Annotated in this window: 18 protein-coding genes; 16 read left to right on the plus strand and 2 right to left on the minus strand. The window is 42.1% G+C overall.

The annotated features are described in order from the left end of the window. Nucleotides 1–24: 24 nt before the first annotated feature. On the plus strand, nt 25–1,632 hold the full coding sequence (locus FLL46_RS26405) for an AbgT family transporter (protein ID WP_342779822.1): 1,608 nt from the start codon (nt 25–27) through the stop codon (nt 1,630–1,632). A 396-nt stretch (nt 1,633–2,028) separates the two neighbouring features. Here the strand turns inward: FLL46_RS26405 and FLL46_RS26410 are convergent, their stop codons facing one another. Next, nucleotides 2,029–3,171: a hypothetical protein gene (locus tag FLL46_RS26410; RefSeq protein WP_142935362.1), complete on the minus strand. Its 1,143-nt coding sequence runs from the start codon at nt 3,169–3,171 to the stop codon at nt 2,029–2,031. A 443-nt stretch (nt 3,172–3,614) separates the two neighbouring features. On the opposite strand from FLL46_RS26410, the gene FLL46_RS26415 reads away from it, so the two are divergent. The 12 genes from FLL46_RS26415 to FLL46_RS26470 all read left to right on the plus strand — a co-directional run bounded on the left by FLL46_RS26415 (nt 3,615) and on the right by FLL46_RS26470 (nt 15,613). Further along, entirely contained in the window at nt 3,615–4,010 is a 396-nt protein-coding gene (locus tag FLL46_RS26415; RefSeq protein WP_142935364.1) for a hotdog fold thioesterase, read from the plus strand. 172 nt (nt 4,011–4,182) lie between these two features. Then, nucleotides 4,183–5,385, plus strand: a complete 1,203-nt coding sequence (gene pcaF / locus FLL46_RS26420) for a 3-oxoadipyl-CoA thiolase (RefSeq protein WP_142935366.1) — start codon at nt 4,183–4,185, stop codon at nt 5,383–5,385. 198 nt (nt 5,386–5,583) lie between these two features. Further along, a complete protein-coding gene (gene paaA, locus FLL46_RS26425; RefSeq protein WP_142935368.1) occupies nt 5,584–6,540 on the plus strand; it encodes a 1,2-phenylacetyl-CoA epoxidase subunit PaaA in 957 nt (318 codons plus the stop codon). Nucleotides 6,541–6,581: 41 nt separating this feature from the next. Further along, complete coding sequence (gene paaB, locus FLL46_RS26430; protein WP_142935370.1) at nt 6,582–6,869, plus strand: 1,2-phenylacetyl-CoA epoxidase subunit PaaB; 288 nt, start codon at nt 6,582–6,584, stop codon at nt 6,867–6,869. Nucleotides 6,870–6,892: 23 nt separating this feature from the next. After that, a complete protein-coding gene (paaC, locus tag FLL46_RS26435; protein ID WP_142935372.1) occupies nt 6,893–7,654 on the plus strand; it encodes a 1,2-phenylacetyl-CoA epoxidase subunit PaaC in 762 nt (253 codons plus the stop codon). Then, the gene (paaD, locus tag FLL46_RS26440; protein ID WP_246119410.1) at nt 7,648–8,178 is read left to right on the plus strand and encodes a 1,2-phenylacetyl-CoA epoxidase subunit PaaD; all 531 of its coding nucleotides are present in this window, start codon (nt 7,648–7,650) and stop codon (nt 8,176–8,178) included. Before paaC ends, paaD begins: the two co-directional genes overlap by 7 nt. Before the next feature lie 119 nt (nt 8,179–8,297). Beyond that, nucleotides 8,298–9,386: a 1,2-phenylacetyl-CoA epoxidase subunit PaaE gene (paaE, locus tag FLL46_RS26445; RefSeq protein ID WP_142935374.1), complete on the plus strand. Its 1,089-nt coding sequence runs from the start codon at nt 8,298–8,300 to the stop codon at nt 9,384–9,386. 39 nt (nt 9,387–9,425) lie between these two features. Continuing rightward, a complete protein-coding gene (locus FLL46_RS26450) occupies nt 9,426–10,361 on the plus strand; it encodes a PaaX family transcriptional regulator (protein ID WP_142935376.1) in 936 nt (311 codons plus the stop codon). A gap of 68 nt (nt 10,362–10,429) precedes the next feature. After that, the gene (locus FLL46_RS26455) at nt 10,430–12,541 is read left to right on the plus strand and encodes a 3-hydroxyacyl-CoA dehydrogenase NAD-binding domain-containing protein (protein WP_142935378.1); all 2,112 of its coding nucleotides are present in this window, start codon (nt 10,430–10,432) and stop codon (nt 12,539–12,541) included. A 193-nt stretch (nt 12,542–12,734) separates the two neighbouring features. Beyond that, nucleotides 12,735–13,301: a MarR family winged helix-turn-helix transcriptional regulator gene (locus FLL46_RS26460; protein WP_142935380.1), complete on the plus strand. Its 567-nt coding sequence runs from the start codon at nt 12,735–12,737 to the stop codon at nt 13,299–13,301. 273 nt (nt 13,302–13,574) lie between these two features. Beyond that, the gene (maiA, locus tag FLL46_RS26465; protein ID WP_142935382.1) at nt 13,575–14,240 is read left to right on the plus strand and encodes a maleylacetoacetate isomerase; all 666 of its coding nucleotides are present in this window, start codon (nt 13,575–13,577) and stop codon (nt 14,238–14,240) included. 35 nt (nt 14,241–14,275) lie between these two features. Continuing rightward, the gene (locus tag FLL46_RS26470) at nt 14,276–15,613 is read left to right on the plus strand and encodes a DUF3466 family protein (RefSeq protein ID WP_142935384.1); all 1,338 of its coding nucleotides are present in this window, start codon (nt 14,276–14,278) and stop codon (nt 15,611–15,613) included. A gap of 545 nt (nt 15,614–16,158) precedes the next feature. Here the strand turns inward: FLL46_RS26470 and FLL46_RS26475 are convergent. Beyond that, nucleotides 16,159–17,814: an electron transfer flavoprotein-ubiquinone oxidoreductase gene (locus FLL46_RS26475; protein WP_142935386.1), complete on the minus strand. Its 1,656-nt coding sequence runs from the start codon at nt 17,812–17,814 to the stop codon at nt 16,159–16,161. Nucleotides 17,815–18,266: 452 nt separating this feature from the next. On the opposite strand from FLL46_RS26475, the gene FLL46_RS26480 reads away from it, so the two are divergent. The 3 genes from FLL46_RS26480 to FLL46_RS26490 all read left to right on the plus strand — a co-directional run bounded on the left by FLL46_RS26480 (nt 18,267) and on the right by FLL46_RS26490 (nt 20,637). After that, the gene (locus FLL46_RS26480) at nt 18,267–19,016 is read left to right on the plus strand and encodes an electron transfer flavoprotein subunit beta/FixA family protein (protein ID WP_142935387.1); all 750 of its coding nucleotides are present in this window, start codon (nt 18,267–18,269) and stop codon (nt 19,014–19,016) included. Next, complete coding sequence (locus tag FLL46_RS26485; protein WP_142935389.1) at nt 19,016–19,948, plus strand: electron transfer flavoprotein subunit alpha/FixB family protein; 933 nt, start codon at nt 19,016–19,018, stop codon at nt 19,946–19,948. Before FLL46_RS26480 ends, FLL46_RS26485 begins: the two co-directional genes overlap by 1 nt. 143 nt (nt 19,949–20,091) lie before the next feature. Then, complete coding sequence (locus FLL46_RS26490; protein WP_142935391.1) at nt 20,092–20,637, plus strand: peptidoglycan recognition protein family protein; 546 nt, start codon at nt 20,092–20,094, stop codon at nt 20,635–20,637. Nucleotides 20,638–20,746 lie beyond the last annotated feature (109 nt).

Raw genomic sequence — 20,746 nt, forward strand, 5'->3', positions numbered from 1 at the left:
TGCACACAAAAGCAGGATCAAGATTTGTCTACTACCTCTGTCAATACCATGGCGCAGACTGCCAATACAGGCTGGTTTAACCGGTTTCTTTCAATGGTTGAATGGTTGGGTAACCTACTACCACATCCAGTAACTTTATTTGCAATGTTTGCCACAGCGATTGTTTTGTTGAGCGGAGTGTTGGGCTATTTTGACGTAAGTGTCATCGATCCTCGCCCAGAAGGTGCCGCTGGAAGGGCCGCAGACGGCATGATTCGAGTAGTCTCCTTGTTGAACGCTGAAGGGCTACAGCGCATTGTCACCGGATTAGTAACCAACTTTACTAACTTTGCCCCCTTAGGTACCGTCTTGGTTGCGATGTTGGGTGTTGCGGTGGCCGAGCATTCAGGTATGTTGTCAACGGCGATGCGAGCCATGGTGATGAATGCTTCTAAACGTATGGTGACAGTCACTATCGTTTTCGCTGCGATTGTGTCCAATACAGCTTCAGAGTTAGGCTACGTGGTACTTATTCCACTTGCTGCAATGATATTTCATTCTCTCGGCCGTCATCCATTGGCTGGACTTGCTGCAGCGTTCGCCGGAGTATCCGGTGGATATAGTGCGAACTTGTTACTCGGTACGGTCGATCCGTTACTTTCCGGAATCACCGAATCTGCAGCTCACCTTTTGAACCCTGATTATGTTGTTGGGCCTGAAGTGAACTGGTATTTCATGATTATCAGCACTTTTATTATCGCCGCAGCAGGGGCATTTGTTACCGAGAAAATCGTTGAGCCGAGGCTTGGTGAATACAACAATGATCAAGCGTCAATTAATCTGGGTGAGCAAAAAATGGATAAGCCCACGGCCCTGGAAATGCGTGGATTGAAATGCGCTGGAATTGCGTTTTTAGTACTTGTCCTTGTTCTAGGGATGACGGTAACTCCAGGCGTCGACTTACCTGGTTTTGGAATTCTGCTTAACCCGGAAACTGGTTCGATAGCTGGTTCGCCTTTCTTAAAAGGCATCGTCGTATTTATCTTTTTGTCATTTGCGGTGGTTGGTTTTGTTTATGGCCGGGTTACCGGAACCATGAAAAATGATCGTGACGTTATTGAAGCAATGTCGAAAAGTATCGGTAGTCTCAGTCTCTATATCACACTGATATTTTTCGCTGCACAATTTGTTGCTTTCTTCAAGTGGACGAATCTTGGTACTGTTCTCGCTGTAAAAGGTGCTGCATTCTTGCAATACCTTGGATTAGATGGGCCTGAAGTTTTCATTTTATTTATCATTATGTGTGCAATGATTAACTTAAGTTTAGGCAGCGCTTCAGCGCAGTGGGCGGTAACAGCGCCTATTTTTGTTCCTATGCTCATGTTGATCGGTTTTGCGCCGGAAGTTATTCAGGCGGCTTATCGAATTGGTGATTCTGTTTCTAATGTAATCACGCCGATGATGAGTTACTTTGGTTTAATTTTGGCAATTGCGGCTCGTTATCAAAAGAATTTGGGGATGGGAACTTTGATCGCCATGATGTTGCCATATTCGATGGTTTTCTTTTTGGCGTGGACGATTCTGTTTTACGTTTGGGTGTTCTTGCTCGGTATGCCGGTTGGGCCAGGGGCAGCGACTTACTATACATCTTAGCAAAATCTGTCAATTAAACAATCGATGGGGGCCAATTGGATTCTGGCCCTTTGGTTTATCATTTATTCACTTTTGCAAATAGTTTTGTTGACGAATAATTAGTAGGCAAGAATTAATAGATGGTTTTCCAATAGAGCGATAAGTGAAAACTCAGTGCAATTGAGCTGTGCCTCGGAAATTTTCTCAACTGTTTAAACTAAATATTTTAGATTTATCAAAACAGGAATATTTTATTTCTTAATGCTAACTTCACATTGTTGGTTGAGAAAACTAAACTTTGAGCAACTATAGTTTTTCCCGAGATAACTACTAATATTCCATACATAAAAAAGCTGCTCAAATTGAAGCAGCTTATTTGTTCCGAGATGCTAAGTAAAAACGAAAGTCACGAAAGTATTAACACCACAATTTAAGTTCGCACATAAACAAAGTTCGAATCAATTCTCTTTTTTCTGGAACATTAAAAGTTGGTACATCCTGCTCAGTTAAACCCGATGGTAAGCGGTACATAGTTACGCCATCAGTAAGAGAAATTGCCCGATGTGCCATTTGACGAACGTATTGAGTTGTAGTGGGAGGCATCGTGTAGTTATAGTGTGTAGCATATAGCATTGTGTAAATGTTTAAACCAGGTAATTGATTCCTTAGTTTACTAATTTGAATTGAAAAATCATCGGCGTCTCCATAGCCCCAGCTACCATTAGAGGTATAAATCACTGGGAAGTTGATTCCATCAAAGGCCCAACGACTTAACCATTTATAATTTTGTAAAAAGCCGTCATTTAACAACAAATCGTTAGTATAATACGCGGTAACCAATAACTTCATACCTACTGAGTTAAGTATGTACTTGACTGATAAAAGTTCAGACGGAGTCCAATATTGGTGATTGTCGACATGCATTCCATTGCCATATGCCACTTCAGAAAGATTGTTAATGCCATTTGCATCAAGCTCACTGTCGAAATCATCCAATGATATGCCTGCTAGATTGGAGTGTTTGGCTTTAAGCTCGGCTAATTTATCAGCCCAAATTCGCAGATCTAACATTTTGCAATTATCTAGATCTGACTGTAATCCTCCTCTCCAATTACAAAGCGCCCCAGCGCCCCATTGCCCATCCCCGAGATAATTGCATGTACTCAAATCTTTTTGGCATACTGAAAATGGTAGTGATGTTATACCATGACTCCTGAAGTTAGCATAAACTCGAACACTTGGCGCTCTATCTGCTAACTGAGCAAGAAAGTCGTCAAATAGATCCCAATGCGAATAGTGAGAGTCACTAAATGAATAGTAATATACGTTGGCTTTGCTATATATTATTTGATCAATGATGCAATCCAAATCTGCTCCGGATGGTTCATTCATGTCATCACAATAGTAGTCCATTGTAACGTCTTGACTGGTAGACATACCCAAATAAACCCCTAAATGGTTGAGTGGTTGTGATGTAGGTGTGACTCCTGCCTGTGTAATCCCTAAAGTCGCCAGACATACAAATATTATTGTGACAAACTTTCCTAAAAATTTTTTCATAAAGTATTCCTATCTTAATAATCAAACTTAACTAAGTTGATGTGAGTTGATAACACGCTCGTGATTTCTGGTGTACGGAACTCTATTCAAGTAGAAGCATTACGACGATTTAGAAAACCACTGTGTAGGATGTTCGTCCATTTCCTCGAAATGTTCACTGAGTAGAATCTTAATGTGTTTAAAAACCGAGTGCTTACGATACACAGTGACCTCTTTGATGAGGTATTAAAATTAGGACACAAAATATTAACGACGGGACTTTATTCATGAATAAGATTAAAGAAACTATAATTGTGCTTAAAAGCATAACTGTTGAGACTTCTGGTAATCTTTCCTAGGAAAAGCAATCAAATAAATTTAAAATTTCTGCTAAGCTAAAACCGTCATATAATAAAGTTAACAACTATCAATAAATCGACTTTAGTCCAACCTTTGGAAAAAACATGACCACAGCCAGCCAGTTACTCGCCAACGACCCTGCATCAAAAATGCTAGGCATAGAATTAACTGATATCGATGATGGAAGTTGCAGCGTTTTTATGCTGGTGCAGGAAAACATGACCAATGGCTACGATATTTGCCACGGTGGATTTGTTTATACACTCGCCGACACTGCTAGTGCATTTGCCGGGGCGATGGAAGGAGAAACAGTGCTATCGTCGAGTAACCAAATCGATTATTTACTACCGGCAAAACTAGGCGATGAACTCACCGCCAAAGCAAGTATCAACTGTATTAGCGGCAGACGACTTTTTTGCGATGTATCAGTTACCAACCAACATGGTAAGGCCGTTGCATTGATGAGAAGCCAACTCATCAGCAAAAATACTACGGCCTAACTGGCAATACAATGACCTGAGCGGATTGTCAGGTTTCACTTGAATGATATCGATTAGCGGAATAAACTTTGCGCAAAAACAACATCTGTACCTGTCCGGTTAACATAAATTATTAGCACGGTTAAGTAGTACAAATAATTAGCACGAACACATAATTGTTAGGAACGAATCCATGAAAAAAGTCTATATCTGTGATGCCATTCGAACACCAATCGGGCGATTTGGTGGTTCTTTATCGCGAGTTCGAGCTGATGATTTGGGAGCGATTCCGATTAAAGCGTTGATGGAAAGAAACCCACAAGTTAATTGGGAATCGGTTGATGATGTTTATTATGGCTGCGCTAATCAGGCTGGTGAGGACAACCGAAATGTTGCCAGAATGAGTTCATTGCTCGCGGGTTTACCACAATCGGTGCCGGGAATGACAATCAACCGCTTATGCGGTTCAGGTATGGACGCCATTGGCTCAGCAGCCAGAGCAATTGCCTGTGGCGAACAAAGCTTAGCGATTGCCGGTGGTGTAGAGCAAATGTCCCGTGCGCCTCTGGTTATGCCAAAGGCAGAATCAGCTTTTTCACGCAAGGCCGAAATTTTTGATACCACCATGGGCTGGCGATTTGTTAATAAGAAAATGGCAGAAAATTTCGGTGTCGATAGTATGCCTGAAACTGCCGAAAATGTTGCCGAGCAGTTTAACATTAGCCGTGAAGACCAGGATTTGTTTGCACTTAGAACGCAAGAGAAAACTCAAAGAGCACAAGAAAATGGCGTTTTTGACAAAGAGATTGTTCCGGTTACTGTTAAGATTAACCGTAAAGAAACCAAAGAGTTTGCCGTGGATGAACATCCGCGTCCTAGCACTCTTGAAGGTTTGGCGAAATTAGCGACGCCATTTAGAAAAGACGGTACAGTGACCGCTGGGAATGCATCGGGCATTAATGACGGTGCTTGTGCTTTGTTATTAGCGGCAGAAGATGTTGTTGAAGAGAACCAGTTAAAGCCGATAGCAAGGGTTGTTGGTATGGCGACTTCTGGCGTAGAGCCAAAAATTATGGGTATAGGGCCGGTAACTGCCACCCAGAAAGTGCTTAAAAATACTGGTTTAAGCCTGGAGCAAATGGATGTCATCGAGCTTAATGAAGCATTTGCTGCGCAAGGATTAGCAGTCTTAAGAGAGCTAGGTGTGGCAGACGATGATAAGCGAGTTAACCCCAATGGTGGTGCAATCGCGCTCGGCCATCCCTTGGGAATGAGCGGTGCTCGCCTGGTGACGACAGCTGCCTATGAACTTCAAAGGCGAGAAGGAAAATATGCGCTGTGTACTATGTGTATTGGCGTAGGCCAGGGGATCGCGCTAATTATTGAGAGAGTCTAATGGATTGTATCCATTGAGGCTGATTTAACCCGATAAAGATTTTAAAAGGGAGGCAAAGTAGGCCTCCCTTTTTTGTGCCTGCGCGTCAATCACCAACTCAAAGATCCATGATCTGCATATTAATATGATACAGTATTTGAAGAAATTTAATTCAATTGGTATCATAACTGAATTGATACTATGAGAGGGTAATTGGCCATGCAAACTGTTGATGATGCCGAACAACAAGTAGAATTTGACCGAAAAATAGCAGAAGAGCAAAAAATAGAGCCTACTGACTGGATGCCGGACGATTATCGCAAAAACCTGGTTCGCCAAATGTCGCAACATGCTCATTCGGAAGTGATTGGTATGCAGCCAGAGGGAAACTGGATTACCCGCGCACCAACTTTGCGGCGTAAAGCGGTGTTGCTGGCAAAGGTTCAAGATGAAGCAGGTCATGGCTTGTACCTCTATAGTGCAACTGAAACCCTTGGAACTTCAAGAAGCGAAATGATTGAAGCGCTGCAAACGCGCAAAGCCAAATACGCCTCAATTTTCAATTACCCGACATTAACCTGGGCTGATGTAGGTGCTATCGGCTGGCTTGTTGATGGCGCAGCAATAGTTAACCAGATCTCGCTTCAAAGAACATCTTATGGTCCTTATTCACGTGCGATGATTCGCATCTGTAAAGAGGAAAGCTTTCATCAACGTCAAGGCTACGAAATTATGTACTCATTGGCAAAAGGTAGCCCGGAACAAAAGCAAATGGCGCAAGATGCAATGAATCGATTCTGGTGGCCATCGCTGATGATGTTCGGGCCTCACGATAGTGACTCTGCTCACTCTGGCCGTTCCATGAAATGGAAAATTAAACGTCAATCTAACGACGATTTACGACAGAAATTTATCGATCAAACAGTCCCTCAAATTGAAGTGCTGGGTTTAGAAATGCCCGATCCGGAAATTAAATGGAATGAAGAAAGAGGCCATTACGATTCCGGCGAAATAGATTGGGAAGAATTTTATCAAGTCATTAATGGTAGCGGTCCCTGTAATCACCAAAGACTCAAACATCACATTAATGCTCACGAAAAAGGTGAGTGGGTGAGAGAAGCGGTCAGAGCTTATCGAGTTAAACAACAAGAGAAGTCAGCCGAAAACGCGGCTTAAGTTATTAACCGAAACCAATTTAAATTGCGGAAGAGATTATTATGAGCCAGGAACATTTAGCGGTTTACGAAGTTTTCATTCGATCATCACGTGGATTAGATCATAAACATGTTGGCAGTTTGCACGCAGAAAGCCCCGAACATGCTTTGATGTATGCTCGCGATTGTTATATTCGTCGCTCAGAGGGGGTGAGTATCTGGGTGGTTGAATCTAAAAACATAACCGCTTCTCAAGAAGGTGATATTGAAAACTTTGTTGATCCAATGGACGACAAACCCTACCGGCATGCGACTCATTACGAGCTACCTGATAGCGTCAATAACATGTAGTGGGCAATGAACAGGAAAAACTGATGAATCAACAACAAAGCAATCTTTATCGTTTCTTGGTCGGTCTTGGTGATGACGCCGTTGTCCTAAGCCATCGTTTGTCAGAATGGTGTAGCAACGGTCCTTATCTGGAAGAAGATATTGCGCTGTCAAATATTGCACTCGACTATATCGGACGGGCTCGTATGTTCTATCAATATGCCGTTGAGGTCGAAGGAAAAGGACGAACCGAAGACGACATTGCCTATCTACGAACAGAACGAGAATATACTAATTTGCTCATTCACGAACTACCTATCAACGATTTCGCTTTTACCATGGTAAGACAATTTTTTGTTGATGTGTTTTATTGCGAATATCTTGAAAAGCTATCTCAGTCGAACGACGAAAGAATCGCGGCAATTGCAGCTAAAGCGGTGAAAGAAAGTCGTTACCATTTAAAGCGAAGTGAGCCGTGGATCCGCCAATTATCAGAAGGCACTGATGAAAGTCGCCGCCGCATTCAAGCGGCATTAGTTGAGTTAGAAAATTTTGTTGGCGAACTTTTCATTATGTCTGACTGGGAAAAAGAACTAGTTGCTGAAGGAGTCGCGGTTGATCGCGAAGTGTTGCAGTCTGGTTGGGATAAATATGTTCAAGCGTTTCTCGCGCAATCCGAAATCAACTTCCCAGATAGCCAATTGCAAATTCGTGGCGGAAGAGATGGTATACACACAGAGCACCTCGGACATATGTTAAGTGAAATGCAATACATGCAAAGAGCTTATCCTGGGTTGCAATGGTAGCTAGCGAAAAGTCCATGGACATTATTCCAACGGTTAATCCTGTATTTGCTGAGCGACTCGCGTATCGAAAACAATCACGTTTTCAACAAGTGTGGGATTTATTAGATAAAGTTTATGATCCTGAATTGCCGGGTCTGACTATCTGGGATTTAGGAATACTGCAAGACGTTAAGAAACTGGATAATGGTTGGCAAATTGATATCACGCCAACTTACAGCGGATGCCCGGCGGTTGACGCAATTAATCAAGATGTGGTTGAAGTACTTTCTAATGCCGGTTTTATCGGAGTTAAAGTTAAAGTGGTGTTAGCACCTGCGTGGAGCACTGAAATGGTTTCGCCTGCCGGAAAAAAACACTTAAGAAGTATTAACATTGCACCACCCGATGAAAATGATAATGTCGATTGTCCGGTGTGCGGAAGTAGTCACACTAAGCTCGTTAGTCAATTTGGTTCGACGGCCTGTAAAGCTCTCTATCAATGTGATGATTGCTTTGAAAATTTTGATTATTTCAAACATTTCTGATGGTTTACGTAAATCGGAACAAATAAATTAACAGGTTTGGGTCGTTATTAAATACGTATTGTTGATCGCCTAACAATGTTGGTCACTAAACAAAAAAATATTGGTAGCAAGGATAAAATATGAGTACTGAGTTTCATCAATTAACCATTCAATCGGTTGAAAAATTAACTAAAGATGCCGTTGCTGTCAGTCTTGAAGTTCCTCAGTCCCTTACTGAAGAATATCGCTACGTTCAGGGGCAGCACTTAACTTTGAAGCTGGATATTGATGGTCAGGATATCAGGCGCTCATACTCGATCTGTAATAGCGTTCAAGAGCAAAATTTAACTGTTGGTATCAAGAGAATTGAAGAAGGCATTTTTTCTAATTTTGCTAATGAGTCATTGAAGAAAGGCATGGCAATTGAGGTGATGGCACCGCAAGGTCATTTCTATACAGAACTTAGCGCTGAAAATAAGAAAAACTATTTGATGGTCGCTGTTGGCAGCGGAATCACTCCAATGCTTTCTCATATTCAATCGATATTAGAAGCTGAACCTGAATCTTTTGTGACATTGATTTACGGTAATCAATCAACGCCGATGATGATGTTTCGGGATAAGTTATGCTTCATCAAAAATGCGTATATGGCTCGTTTCCAGTGGATTAACTTGTTCACTCGAGAAGAAAACGAAGCCGAGTTATTTAACGGTCGAATTAATGGTGAGCGAATTTCTGCACTCGATAAAGCCAAAGTTATCAATATTAATAGCTTCGATGATGTATTCCTTTGTGGGCCAGAAGAAATGATTACAGATGTGGCCGAGTATCTAAAGCAAAATGAATTTTCCGATGAACAGGTTCACTATGAGTTATTCTTCGCCGGCTCAGCTGAAGAAAAAGCTAAGAAGAGTCAAGCTAAACGCGCGCAAAAATATGGCGAAAAAACATCTACTGTTTCTGTTAAAGTGGCTGGTCGTAAAACAGTGATGGAACTTTCCATGATTGGAGAAAATATTCTCGATGCAGCGATGGAGCATGGGGCCGATCTACCTTTTTCATGTAAAGGAGGAGTCTGCGCAACTTGCAAAGCAAAAGTTTTAAAAGGCAAAGTTGAGATGGATCTAAATCATTCGTTAACGCCTCAGGAAGTGGAAGAGGGGATGATACTGACTTGTCAGTCACACCCAGTTTCTGAAAACGTTGAAATTGATTTCGATCTTGCTTGATAATGCCTGCCTTTCTTATCGACGAGAGATACTTTTTTAGTGGAAAAAAAGCAGCCAACAAAAAAAATATTTGATTTGGATGCGTTTATTGCCAGTCGAATAGACACTGCCAGTATTAGTTGCAAGTCATTTATCGTGACTGTTTTTGGCGATGTGATTTCTCAACATGGTGGCTGGATCTGGCTAGGGAGTTTGATCGAGTCATTACAACCGCTAGGTTTTTCTGAAAGGCTTATACGAACTTCAGTTTTTCGGTTAGTTCAGGACGACTGGCTACAGGTGAACAAAGTCGGTCGCAAAAGTTACTATGCGTTTACCGAGTCTGCAAACCGTCACTACACAAAGGCGGCACGAAGAATTTACGCCAGCCGAGTGCACCAGCGAGACACACAGTGGTTAATTGTTCTACCAACTTTTGTCAGTGAAGAAAAACTACCGGCTTTTAAACGTCAATTGCGTTGGCTCGGTTTTAGCCCACTATCATCAGGTGCATTTGCGCATCCCTCTATCGATCAAAGCTCTTTAGAAGAAACTTTACGAGAGCAAAAGCTTAACGACTCGGTGATTGTTTTTTCCAGCCAGACTATTGATGATGCTTCTAACCAGGTACTCAAAAGATTGGTATCTGAGAGATGGAATCTGCAAGATTTGCATGAGAGTTATTGTGATTTAACGGATTGTTATTCTGCGCTTAAAGAAAATTTGGACGTGCATTCTGCACTAAGTAATAGGCAGAGTTTTCTTTTGAGATTGTTGTTAATTCATGAATATCGCCGCGTTTTACTGAAAGATCACGAACTACCCGAAAATATGTTACCTCAGGACTGGGCCGGTTATCCGGCCAACCAATTGGTTAAGAATTTATATCGTCAATTTGAAAAAGGTTCTTGTCGATATATCGTTAATTACTTAGCTAACATGGATGGAGAATTACCTCCCGCGATCAAAGCGTTTAACGATCGTTTTAATCAGTAGAGATTGATTCAATAGCACCAAGCAATTTTGCCACCATTGACTTAATTATTTTAATTTAGAGATTGGAAATGAACGAATCTAACAAGACTCAAATTTCAAATACACAAATATCACTGGAAAAAAACGCCCAAATTGGACTGATCACTATCGATTATCCACCTGTTAATGCGTTGTCACAAATGGTAAGGCAAGGCATTGTTGATGGTGTTGAGCAATTTGAAAATGACGATGATATAAAAGTGATTATTATTCGCTGCAAAAGCAAAACTTTCGTCGCCGGTGCGGACATAAAGGAATTTGGAAAGCCGCCGACAGCACCTTTTTTACCTGATGTTGTAAATCGAATTGAGGCGAGTAATAAACCAATAATCGCCTCAATGTTCGGCACTTCGTTAGGTGGCGGCTTTGAAGTTGCGTTAGCATGTCATTACCGAGTGGCGCTGGAAAACTCAAAAGTAGGTTTACCTGAAGTCAATCTCGGCCTGATTCCCGGCGCCGGAGGAACCCAACGATTACCGAGAATTGTCGGCGCAAAAAAAGCGCTAGAGATGGTCACCAGTGGAAAGCACTATTCAGCCACTGCACTGAATGAAATTCAGTTACCTCAAGATAGTGATAGTCATAGGTTTTTATTTGATGCTTTGTTTACTAGCGATAAAGATCTCGATCAGGCCACCATCGATTTCGTACAAGGATTGATCGATTCCAACTCACTTCAACTAAACCGAGTCGGTGAAAATACGATTAATCAAGAGGATATCGATTGGGACGCTGAAATAAAAAAGGTGAGCAAAAAAGCACGAGGAAAACTCGCGCCAACGGTGGCCGCAAAGGTGCTGTTTGAAACTCGAGATTTGTCGATTGCCGACGGTATGAATTATGAAAGAGCTGAGTTTTTGAAGTTGCGGGAATCGGAACAGTCTGCCGCGCTGCGGTTTGCATTTGGCGCTGAAAAAAAAGCGGCTAAAACTAATTTTTCTGCAGAGCCTCTTGCGGTTAACAAAGTTGGCATTATCGGTGGCGGAAACATGGGATCGGGGATTGCGACAGCGTTTTTAAGTAGCGGCTTTTCGGTGCAACTAATTGAACAAAATCAACAAGCACTTGACGCAGGTGTCTCCAAAATAAAAGCTAACTTTGAGAGCAATGTTAAAAGAGGGCGAATGACATCGGCTGCAGCTCAAAATCTGTTAGCTAATTTAAGTTCTGCTACTGATTATCAAACTCTGTCTGATTGTGAGCTTGTGATTGAAGCAGTGTTTGAAGACATTGAGGTTAAAAAATCGCTCTTTACACAATTAGATAAAATTTGTCGTGATGACTGTGTCTTAGCGACCAATACGTCTTACCTGGATATTAATGAAATCGCGTCAGTGATTTCTAATCCGTCGCAGATGATAGGTATGCACTTTTTTAGCCCTGCCAACATCATGAAGTTATTAGAAGTTGTTCGTGCGGAAAAATCTTCCGAGCAGGCATTAGCGACGGCGATGGCCGTTGGGAAGCGGCTGAAAAAAGTATCGGTATTAGTCGGTGTTTGTTTCGGATTTGCCGGAAATAGAATGTACACCCGTTATGGCCGTGAAATTCAGCAAATGCTGTTGGAGGGGGCGAGTATTGAACAAATTGATCGTGCGATGACCGCTTGGGGAATGGCCATGGGCCCGCTGGCGGTTCAAGATTTATCGGGTATTGATATTGGACACAACGCCCGTAGCGCGCAACCATTTCCAGACTATGATCCGGGATATTTCAGAGCGGCTGCTGTCATGGTAGAAAACCAGCGCTTAGGTAGAAAGACTGGACAAGGATTTTATCGCTATGATGAAAATGGAAAACCGCAATCGGACCCGCAAGCTGCTGCGTTAATTCAGGAGAAAGCTCAGGAGTTAAAGGTTGAGCAGAAAACATTTACCGACGAAGATATTGTTGAACGAGCTTTATTGGCGCTGACTAGCGAAGGATTAAAGCTTTTTGCGGAGGGTATTGTACAAAGGTTGTCTGATATTGACGTCATCTGGTTACATGGCTATGGTTTTCCCCGCCACAAGGGTGGCCCGATGTACCAGGCCAGACAGATGGGAGCCACCAAGTTGACAGAGGCGTTAAAACAACTACAGGCGAAAAACGGCGAACTTATCTGGCCTGATGTTGATGTGAGTCTGTTACAGGAAAACTAAATTCTAGCTCGTAATTTCATCGTCTCGAAGTGGGCATTGGTTACACTTGAAGGTTTTAGACATTCGATAAAGTCACGTTTGTCAGAGATAAGTGTATGATCGGCACGTATTTTTAGTGATTTAAGCGATTTTTCAGGTTAAAGTCTTGTGGTAATGGATTAATAACTTAATTAACCCTTCTCGCAGAGATTTGATGATGGAAAAATTAACCGATACTAAAACCGAGCTTGTCGAACCATCGCAGGAAAAGCCAGCTAAGCAACGAAAGCCAACAGGGAAAGTTCGATATACACTGGATTTGCAGAGTTTTCTGCCTTATCGCATGTACCGTCTTGCGGCGCAGATGTCTCAGGCGGGGAATAAGCTTTCATCGTTATTGCTCGACTCAGGTGTACCGATTGGCGAACGAGAATGGCGTGTTATTTCGGTGTTAGGCTCCTACGGAGGCTTAACCAATGGTCACGTTGCAGACGTGCTTAAAACAGATGCCGCTACTGTTACTCGCGCTGTTAAAGTATTAAAAAAGCTTGATTTTGTTGATACCAGAAATTCCAAAAGAGATCGGCGTAAACAGTTAATTTATCTCACGCAAGAAGGCGCTGACTTCCATGATTTAATTATTCCAAGGCGTCTTGAAACAGGCGAGCTAATTGAATCATGCTTTTCCTATGAAGAAAAAGAGCAGTTACATCATCTGCTTAACAAACTTGACCGTCATCTTGAACATATGGAAAACGAGCAGGAAGATGAATGGGAATAGTCTTTCATGAGCCGGGCTCCTAACTCTCGCGAAATGTCAGAAAGTGTAAAATCCTTTGTGCTCAAATCGATAGCGTGTAAAATGCTCCGTTACTGGATTTGTTGGGCAAATTTCAGCTGGTGGTGGAGCGAGATAGCAAAGAAGGGCTTGGCTTAAGAAGCTCATAAATAGAATATCGTACAATAAAGAAGTCAAAATAAGTTCAAATATCGATCGACGATTGTTTGATTAAGCTCTGAATGATTAAGAGCATTCTAAAATTGAGGGTAATTTATGATAAAACTTTATGGTTATTGGCGTTCGTCAGCAGCGTACCGAGTCCGTATTGCACTGAATCTTAAACAAATTTCCTATTCTCAAGAGTTTGTTCATCTGGCAAAAGATGGTGGAGAGCAGCATAAACCAGAATACAAGTCTGTTAACCCGCAGTCTTTAGTGCCTGCGCTGGTGGATGATACATCCGCAACTGGACAAACTGTGACCATCGGGCAATCAATGGCGATATTGGAATACCTTGAAGAGAAATACCCGTCACCCAGGTTGTTACCTGGAGCCATCGAGCAAAGAGCATTAGTACGCCAGCTTTGCCAAATTATTGCCTGTGATGTGCACCCACTGGATAATCTTAGAGTACTGAAATATCTGCAAAATAACCTTCAAGTGGGCGAAGAAGCAAAGATGGAATGGTATCACCACTGGATTCGTTCTGCTTTTACTGCCTATGAACAAATTCTTGCTCAACATGACTTTGATGGACCTTATTCTATCGGAGAGGAACTTTCTCTAGCAGATGCCTGTCTTATACCGCAGATCTATAACGCAAATCGTTTTAATTTTCCCATGGATGATTTTCCAAAATTAGCGATGATCAATGAAAATTGCTTAAAACTTGAGCGAATTCAAAACGCAGTACCAGAAAATCAGCCTGATGCTGTTTAGTCGTTCCATTAATTAATGAGAAGTTGAATATTATTGTGAAGCATTCAAGAACACTGATATCAAGCCTGTTAGCCCTTGCATCCTCAAGTGCAGCAGCAGTTGAGTCATATGATATTATCGACCTGGGTAATCTGGGTACTAATCCCGCCTTTGTTTTCGATGTAAATAATGCCGGTATTGCCGTTGGGTATTCCGCGGGTCCGCTAGTTGATGTTGAAGGTAGCGACACGCAGCAACCCGATTTTACTTCCCACGCGTTTGCCTTTGATAATCCGACCATGACTGACTTAGGGGCGATTGTTAACGATACTGAGTCATTTGATTTAAGCGTTGCATTTTCGATTAATGAAAACAATGTGGCCATCGGATATTCATTCAAAGAAGTAGAGAGAACCGATTCGAACGGAGATCCCTTCACAACAGTAATCGAAAAACCCATCTATATTGATACTGCTAGTCAGGCGATTACTGAAATACCCAGTTTTGACGCTTCAGACGAGCAACCTGGCCGAGCACTTTCAGGTAATGACAATACTTTATTTGTCGGTTTTGGAAAGTTTAACCCGCCAGATGATACTGACGATAGTGGTAATGCTCTGGATACCTATTACGATAGAGGCTTCATTTACGACTCTTCAGATAGCAGTTTAGTTCGAATTGATCCGCTAACTGATAACACTGGGTTATTATCGGTTATGAGAGACGTGAACAATAACGGCATTGCCACTGGATGGGCGCAGAAGAATGTTGACGATATTGTCCTGAGTGTCGCATTTTATGTCGACCATGCTGATCCCACTAATGTGGTGGAAATGTCCTTATTGAGCGATGGAAATTCTTTTCCCTGGGCCATCAACAACGCAGGAGTTATAGTTGGTAGAGCGGCAGATGCGGAAAAGACCCATTTCACCGCTTTCTCATACGATGTTGCAACTCAGTCTGTGACTGATCTTGGTGTACTGAATGAAAATTCTCCATTCTCGGAAGCATTTGATATTAACAACAATAATCAAATCGTAGGAACTTCAACAAATTCTGTATTTCCAACGACCAATCACGCTTTTATCTATGAAGATGGCGTGATGAAAGATTTAAACGACTTGATTGATTGTAAAGTTGACGGTAGCGAGCCGATAGCACCTGCAAATTGGACTTTAAGTGAAGCCAGGGCTATCAATGATAATGGCGTGATTGTTGGTAATGGAATTCTGGATGGTGTGCCTAAAGGTTTTATGCTAATTCCAAGACCCGGACAACAACCCCAGGCTTGCCAACCTTTCTTCACTGAAGACAGTTCTGGTAGCGGTAGCTTTCCGCTAAGTTGGATTGCTTTTCTGCTCGTTGGTGGAATATGGGTTAGGCGAAAAAGTTAACTCGTAAAGAGCTGAAAAAGAAAGCCGCTTTGATTAGCGGCTTTTTTTATGAGTGAAATGCCTGATTTTTTAATCATACATCGATTAAGTTTAAAAACTTTAATAATTAATTTTTTCAGAAATTTTTCTTAAAATTTTGTTTTGAAAAAAAATATATTAGTTTCGTTCTGCTGTTTTTAATTACCTCAATACCTCTTTATAAACAAGCGTATTTTCAGTTTTCTCCGAAGGAACTTTCTTTCTGCAAAGTGTGTCTTATTTCGCAATTGATACGGTTAAAAATATCCTTTAAATATGCTTGTTCCGTGGCCTGGTGTATCTCCGAAAGCTTGTGCGAAAAATAATTCTGGCGGAGGTGGAAGTTTTTCGGTGAGTTGGCTGTTTTTATTATTGGCAACATTTTACCTGTTTAGAGGTCATAAAAATTTTAGACTAATAACCCCAAGCCAGGTTAGTTTCAAATACTAAAAGCGGTAATAAAAAAGCCACTAGAATTAGTGGCTTTTAAAATTTGCTAAACTTATTTTCAATCAAATATTTTTTGATCACATATTTGGATAATTAGGACCACCAGCACCTTCCGGTGTTACCCAGTTTATATTTTGACTAGGGTCTTTGATATCGCAAGTTTTACAGTGAACACAGTTTTGCGCGTTAATTTGAAATTTGGGATTTTCCCCTTGGTCGTCGCTAATGACTTCATAAACTCCCGCAGGGCAATATCTTTGCGCCGGCTCATCAAAATCTCTAAGATTCACCTGAATAGGAACATCTTTATCTTTCAACTGAAGATGAACAGGTTGATCTTCTTCATGATTAGTATTCGAAATAAATACGGAACTGAGTTTGTCGAAGGATAAGACACCATCAGGTTTTGGATAATCAATCTTTTGGCACTCAGATGCTTTTTTCATTTGTGCGTGATCTGCAACCGGATCTTGTAGTGTCCAGGGTAGGGCGCCGTTAAAAAGGTTGATATCGATGAAAGCGTAAGCTGAACCTAAAATATTTCCCCATTTATGTTGAGCCGGTCCAAAATTTCGCTGTACGTGAAGTTCTTTCCAGGCCCATGAATTTTTGTAAGCATTAGAAAAACTTTCGAGCTCATCATTGGCTTTGTTTTCGGAAATTGCGTTGGCGATAGATTCAGCAGCTATCATGCCCGATTTCATGGCCGTGTGAGAACCTTTGATTTTAGCAAAGTTTAATGTGCCGGCATCATCGCCAATTAACAATCCGCCTGGGAATGTCATTTTAGGTTGAGACTGTAATCCGCCTTTGTTAATCGCTCGTGCGCCGTAAGAAATCCGCTCTCCGCCTTGGAGGTATTGGCTGATGAGAGGGTGGTGTTTATAACGCTGAAACTCATCAAATGGACTGACGTGCGGGTTGGAATAGGAGAGGTCAGTAATCAGACCCACTACCACCTGGTTATCTTCGATATGGTAGAGAAAGCCACCACCGGCACTACCGCTTTCATTGAGCGGCCAACCGGCGCTGTGAACAACTTTGCCAGGTTGGTGTTGTTCGCTCGGCACCTTCCAGATTTCTTTGATTCCAATTCCATAGTGTTGTGGATCTTTTCCTTGATCCAACTGGAATTTTTCAATGAGTTGTTTACCTAAATGACCGCGACAGCCTTCGGCAAAAACAGTATATTTGGCGTGAAGTTCCATACCCGGCATGTAACCGTCTTTCTGCGATCCATCTTCGGCTACCCCCATATCACCGGTGAGTATTCCTTTAACACTACCATCTTCATTATATATCACTTCTGAGGCGGCAAAGCCGGGGAATATTTCAACGCCCATCGCTTCTGCTTGTTCTGCAAGCCATCTGCAAAGGTTGCCGAGACTGATAATATAGTTGCCGTGATTATGCATTGTTTTGGGGGCGAACAGGTTTGGAATTTTAAGACCTTTTTCACCATTTCTTAACAACAAGATATCGTCGCCTGTCACCTCTGTATTCAGTGGTGCACCTTTTTCTTTCCAGTCTGGGAATAGCTCGTTAAGCGCTGTTGGCTCAAATACGGCACCGGACAGTATATGTGCACCGACTTCAGAGCCTTTTTCTACCACACAGATCATCGTTTCTTGCCCGGTTTCTTGTGAAATCTGGGCTAGTTTAATAGCAGTGGATAACCCCGCAGGACCTGCGCCAACAATTACTACATCAAATTCCATAGACTCTCGTTCCATGGATCCCCCCTCGTTAGAATGATGGACGTTCGAATTTGTGTCCGTATTTTCAACTAATGTCTGCCATAGTACCAATTGTTTGGTGTGTAAGCCTGATTAAGCAAGGCGAACGGGCGCACAATAATTAATATAACGCTACGGAATCACGGCAAATAGAGCACCGCCCTTAAACCGCAATTTCGACATAAGCCAGACACATATCGGTTATAGCCGGAAAGTGGGGCATTATACCTGATTTTGGTTGACGTTAAACGCATAAAGCGGCAAGATCGCGGCTTCTTTTAAAAATGGATATCGTTAAAGAAGCTCATTGCGAGGCGGTTGTGCCTTTTGTTAGCGTTTATTGATTAGAAAACTCTATGTAAACGCCCAATTGTTTTCTCGCTGGAATGGTATATAACTAGTTAACGATATAACCAGTTGAAGCTCAATTAACCACGACAGGTGTCTGCATGAAAATACTAGTGACTGTTAAGCGAGTTGTCGATTACAACGTCAAGGTACGTGTAAAAGATGATAACTCAGGTGTTGAAACCGCAAATGTTAAAATGTCGATGAACCCATTTTGCGAAATTGCGGTTGAAGAGGCGGTTCGCCTTAAAGAGAAAGGTGTTGCCACAGAAATTGTGGTTGCTTCAATTGGACCAGCCCAGTCACAAGAAACTTTAAGAACGGCTTTGGCACTGGGTGCTGATCGCGCGATTTTGGTTAAAACTGAAGAGAATGTTGAACCATTAGGCGTTGCTAAATTGTTGAAAGAGGTTATCGGGAAAGAGTCACCTGAGCTCGTTATTATGGGTAAACAATCTATCGACGGTGACAATAATCAATCAGGCCAAATGCTGGCTGCATTGCTTGACTGGCCACAGGGAACATTTGCTTCGGAAGTAAATATCGCGGACGGAAAAGCGGCAGTTACCCGTGAAGTTGACGGTGGATTGGAAACTGTAGCGTTGAACTTACCTGCGGTTGTTACCACTGATTTGCGATTGAATGAGCCTCGCTTTGCATCTTTACCAAATATCATGAAAGCGAAGCGCAAGCCGCTGGAAGAAACCACTCCTGCTGATTTGGGTGTAGATATTGCTGCTCGCACAACCACTTTAAAAGTGGAAGCGCCTGCTCAACGTCAAGCAGGGATTAAGGTTGAAACGGTTGCAGAATTGGTCGAAAAACTGAAAAACGAAGCGAAGGTGATCTAATGGCTATTTTAGTAATTGCAGAACATAACAATGAAACTTTAGGCGCTTCGACACTTTCAACTTTAGCTGCCGCGGCGAAAATTGGTGGCGATGTTCATGTGTTAGTTGCGGGAAGTAACTCACAGGCGGTCGCTGAAGCAGCATCAGCTTGCTCAAGTGTCAGCAAGGTACTTCATGCCGAGCATGCTGATTTGGCTCATCCTACTGCAGAAAGTTTAGCGGCAATTGTTGTTGCTAACGCTGAAGGTTATTCACATATTCTGGCCTCAGCATCAACTTTCGGTAAAAATTTCACGCCGAGAGTCGGGGCAAAACTTGATGTTCAACCGATTTCAGATATCGTTAGCGTAGAGAGTGAAGACACATTTAAGCGACCCATTTACGCAGGAAACGCGATTGCCACTGTTCAATCGAGTGATTCAGTCAAAGTGATTACCGTTCGTGGTACTGCTTTTGATGCCGTTGAAGCGAGCGGTGGAAGCGCTGAGATCGCAGCGATTGATGCAGCAGCGCATATTTTCGATAAGTCGAAATTCGAATCACAAGAATTAACCAAGTCCGAACGCCCTGAATTAACGGCGGCAAAAGTTATTATTTCCGGCGGTAGAGGTATGGGAAGCGGCGAAAACTTCCAGATGATTGAAGAGATTGCTGATAAGTTGGGAGCTGCTGTCGGTGCGTCCAGGGCAGCGGTTGACGCTGGTTTTGTGCCTAACGATTACCAAGTTGGTCAAACCGGTAAAATTGTTGCTCCTGAGCTTTATATCGCTGTCGGTATTTCCGGTGCTATTCAGCATTTAGCGGGAATGAAAGACAGTAAAGTTATTGTCGCAATTAACAAAGATGAAGAAGCGCCAATATTCCAAATCGCCGATTATGGTTTGGTTGCCGATTTATTCAAGGTGCTTCCTGAATTAAAAGACGCGCTATAATCAAATTTAAATAATTTGCAATAATGCGATGAAAGGCCTCTTTAAGAGGCCTTTTTTTTGCTTGTCGATGGAACGATAATTTCTTTTTTAGTGTCAAAAGTTTCAATATTAATAAGACTTGTGTTCGTTGCTGGTTGTCTTGCATGGAAAAACAAAATATTAGTCGTAGAAATTTATTAAAATGGAGTTTAACTGGTGGCAGTCTTGCTGCTTTGGGCGTTTTTTATTGGCCTCGCCGCTGGAAATATATCACTATCCACCATTCGGCTGGTAACTACGGCAACATCGAATTTTTACAAAAAGTACACCGACAGCGTCAGGCAAACGATCCTATTGATGCGATTCCTTATCATTTTGTTATCGGCAATGGTAACGGAATGAAAATGGGGGAAATTGCCTCAGATTGGCGAAAGGAAAATGACCTTTGGGGAGCACATGTATCTGGTAATAATTCTGACAGGAATTTTCGTGGTTTGGGTATTTGTTTGATTGGAAACTTTCAAAACGACTCAGTTCCTGAACCGCAATACTTATCCCTGCTGGAGCTCACCAGGCGACTGGTTAATGAATACAATATTCCGCTCGATAATATTTCCGGGCATGGCCATATCAATGGTGAACGTACTTTGTGCCCCGGTAAAAACTTTCCGATGGAACGATTGCTAAAAGACCTTCGAAAACAAGTTTGATATGCTTGTTGAGCCCGAATTTCTAACTCTATTTTAAGCTTGCTTTGTCAAAAATATTGATTGTTATTAATTTAAAAAAATAATTCAGCTCGATTGATCTTAATCAATT

The sequence above is a fragment of the Aliikangiella coralliicola genome (assembly GCF_007004725.1).
GTDB lineage: Bacteria > Pseudomonadota > Gammaproteobacteria > Enterobacterales > Kangiellaceae > Aliikangiella > Aliikangiella coralliicola.

Bases quoted from the DNA above. Each gene is read 5' to 3' on its own strand.
- FLL46_RS26460 (WP_142935380.1), top strand. From the start codon at position 12,735: ATGATGGAAAAATTAACCGATACTAAAACCGAGCTTGTCGAACCATCG.
- maiA (WP_142935382.1), top strand. From the start codon at position 13,575: ATGATAAAACTTTATGGTTATTGGCGTTCGTCAGCAGCGTACCGAGTC.
- paaB (WP_142935370.1), top strand. From the start codon at position 6,582: ATGAGCCAGGAACATTTAGCGGTTTACGAAGTTTTCATTCGATCATCA.
- FLL46_RS26475 (WP_142935386.1), bottom strand. From the start codon at position 17,814: ATGGAACGAGAGTCTATGGAATTTGATGTAGTAATTGTTGGCGCAGGT.
- FLL46_RS26480 (WP_142935387.1), top strand. From the start codon at position 18,267: ATGAAAATACTAGTGACTGTTAAGCGAGTTGTCGATTACAACGTCAAG.
- FLL46_RS26410 (WP_142935362.1), bottom strand. From the start codon at position 3,171: ATGAAAAAATTTTTAGGAAAGTTTGTCACAATAATATTTGTATGTCTG.
- paaC (WP_142935372.1), top strand. From the start codon at position 6,893: ATGAATCAACAACAAAGCAATCTTTATCGTTTCTTGGTCGGTCTTGGT.
- pcaF (WP_142935366.1), top strand. From the start codon at position 4,183: ATGAAAAAAGTCTATATCTGTGATGCCATTCGAACACCAATCGGGCGA.
- paaD (WP_246119410.1), top strand. From the start codon at position 7,648: ATGGTAGCTAGCGAAAAGTCCATGGACATTATTCCAACGGTTAATCCT.
- paaE (WP_142935374.1), top strand. From the start codon at position 8,298: ATGAGTACTGAGTTTCATCAATTAACCATTCAATCGGTTGAAAAATTA.
- FLL46_RS26490 (WP_142935391.1), top strand. From the start codon at position 20,092: ATGGAAAAACAAAATATTAGTCGTAGAAATTTATTAAAATGGAGTTTA.
- FLL46_RS26415 (WP_142935364.1), top strand. From the start codon at position 3,615: ATGACCACAGCCAGCCAGTTACTCGCCAACGACCCTGCATCAAAAATG.
- FLL46_RS26455 (WP_142935378.1), top strand. From the start codon at position 10,430: ATGAACGAATCTAACAAGACTCAAATTTCAAATACACAAATATCACTG.
- paaA (WP_142935368.1), top strand. From the start codon at position 5,584: ATGCAAACTGTTGATGATGCCGAACAACAAGTAGAATTTGACCGAAAA.
- FLL46_RS26485 (WP_142935389.1), top strand. From the start codon at position 19,016: ATGGCTATTTTAGTAATTGCAGAACATAACAATGAAACTTTAGGCGCT.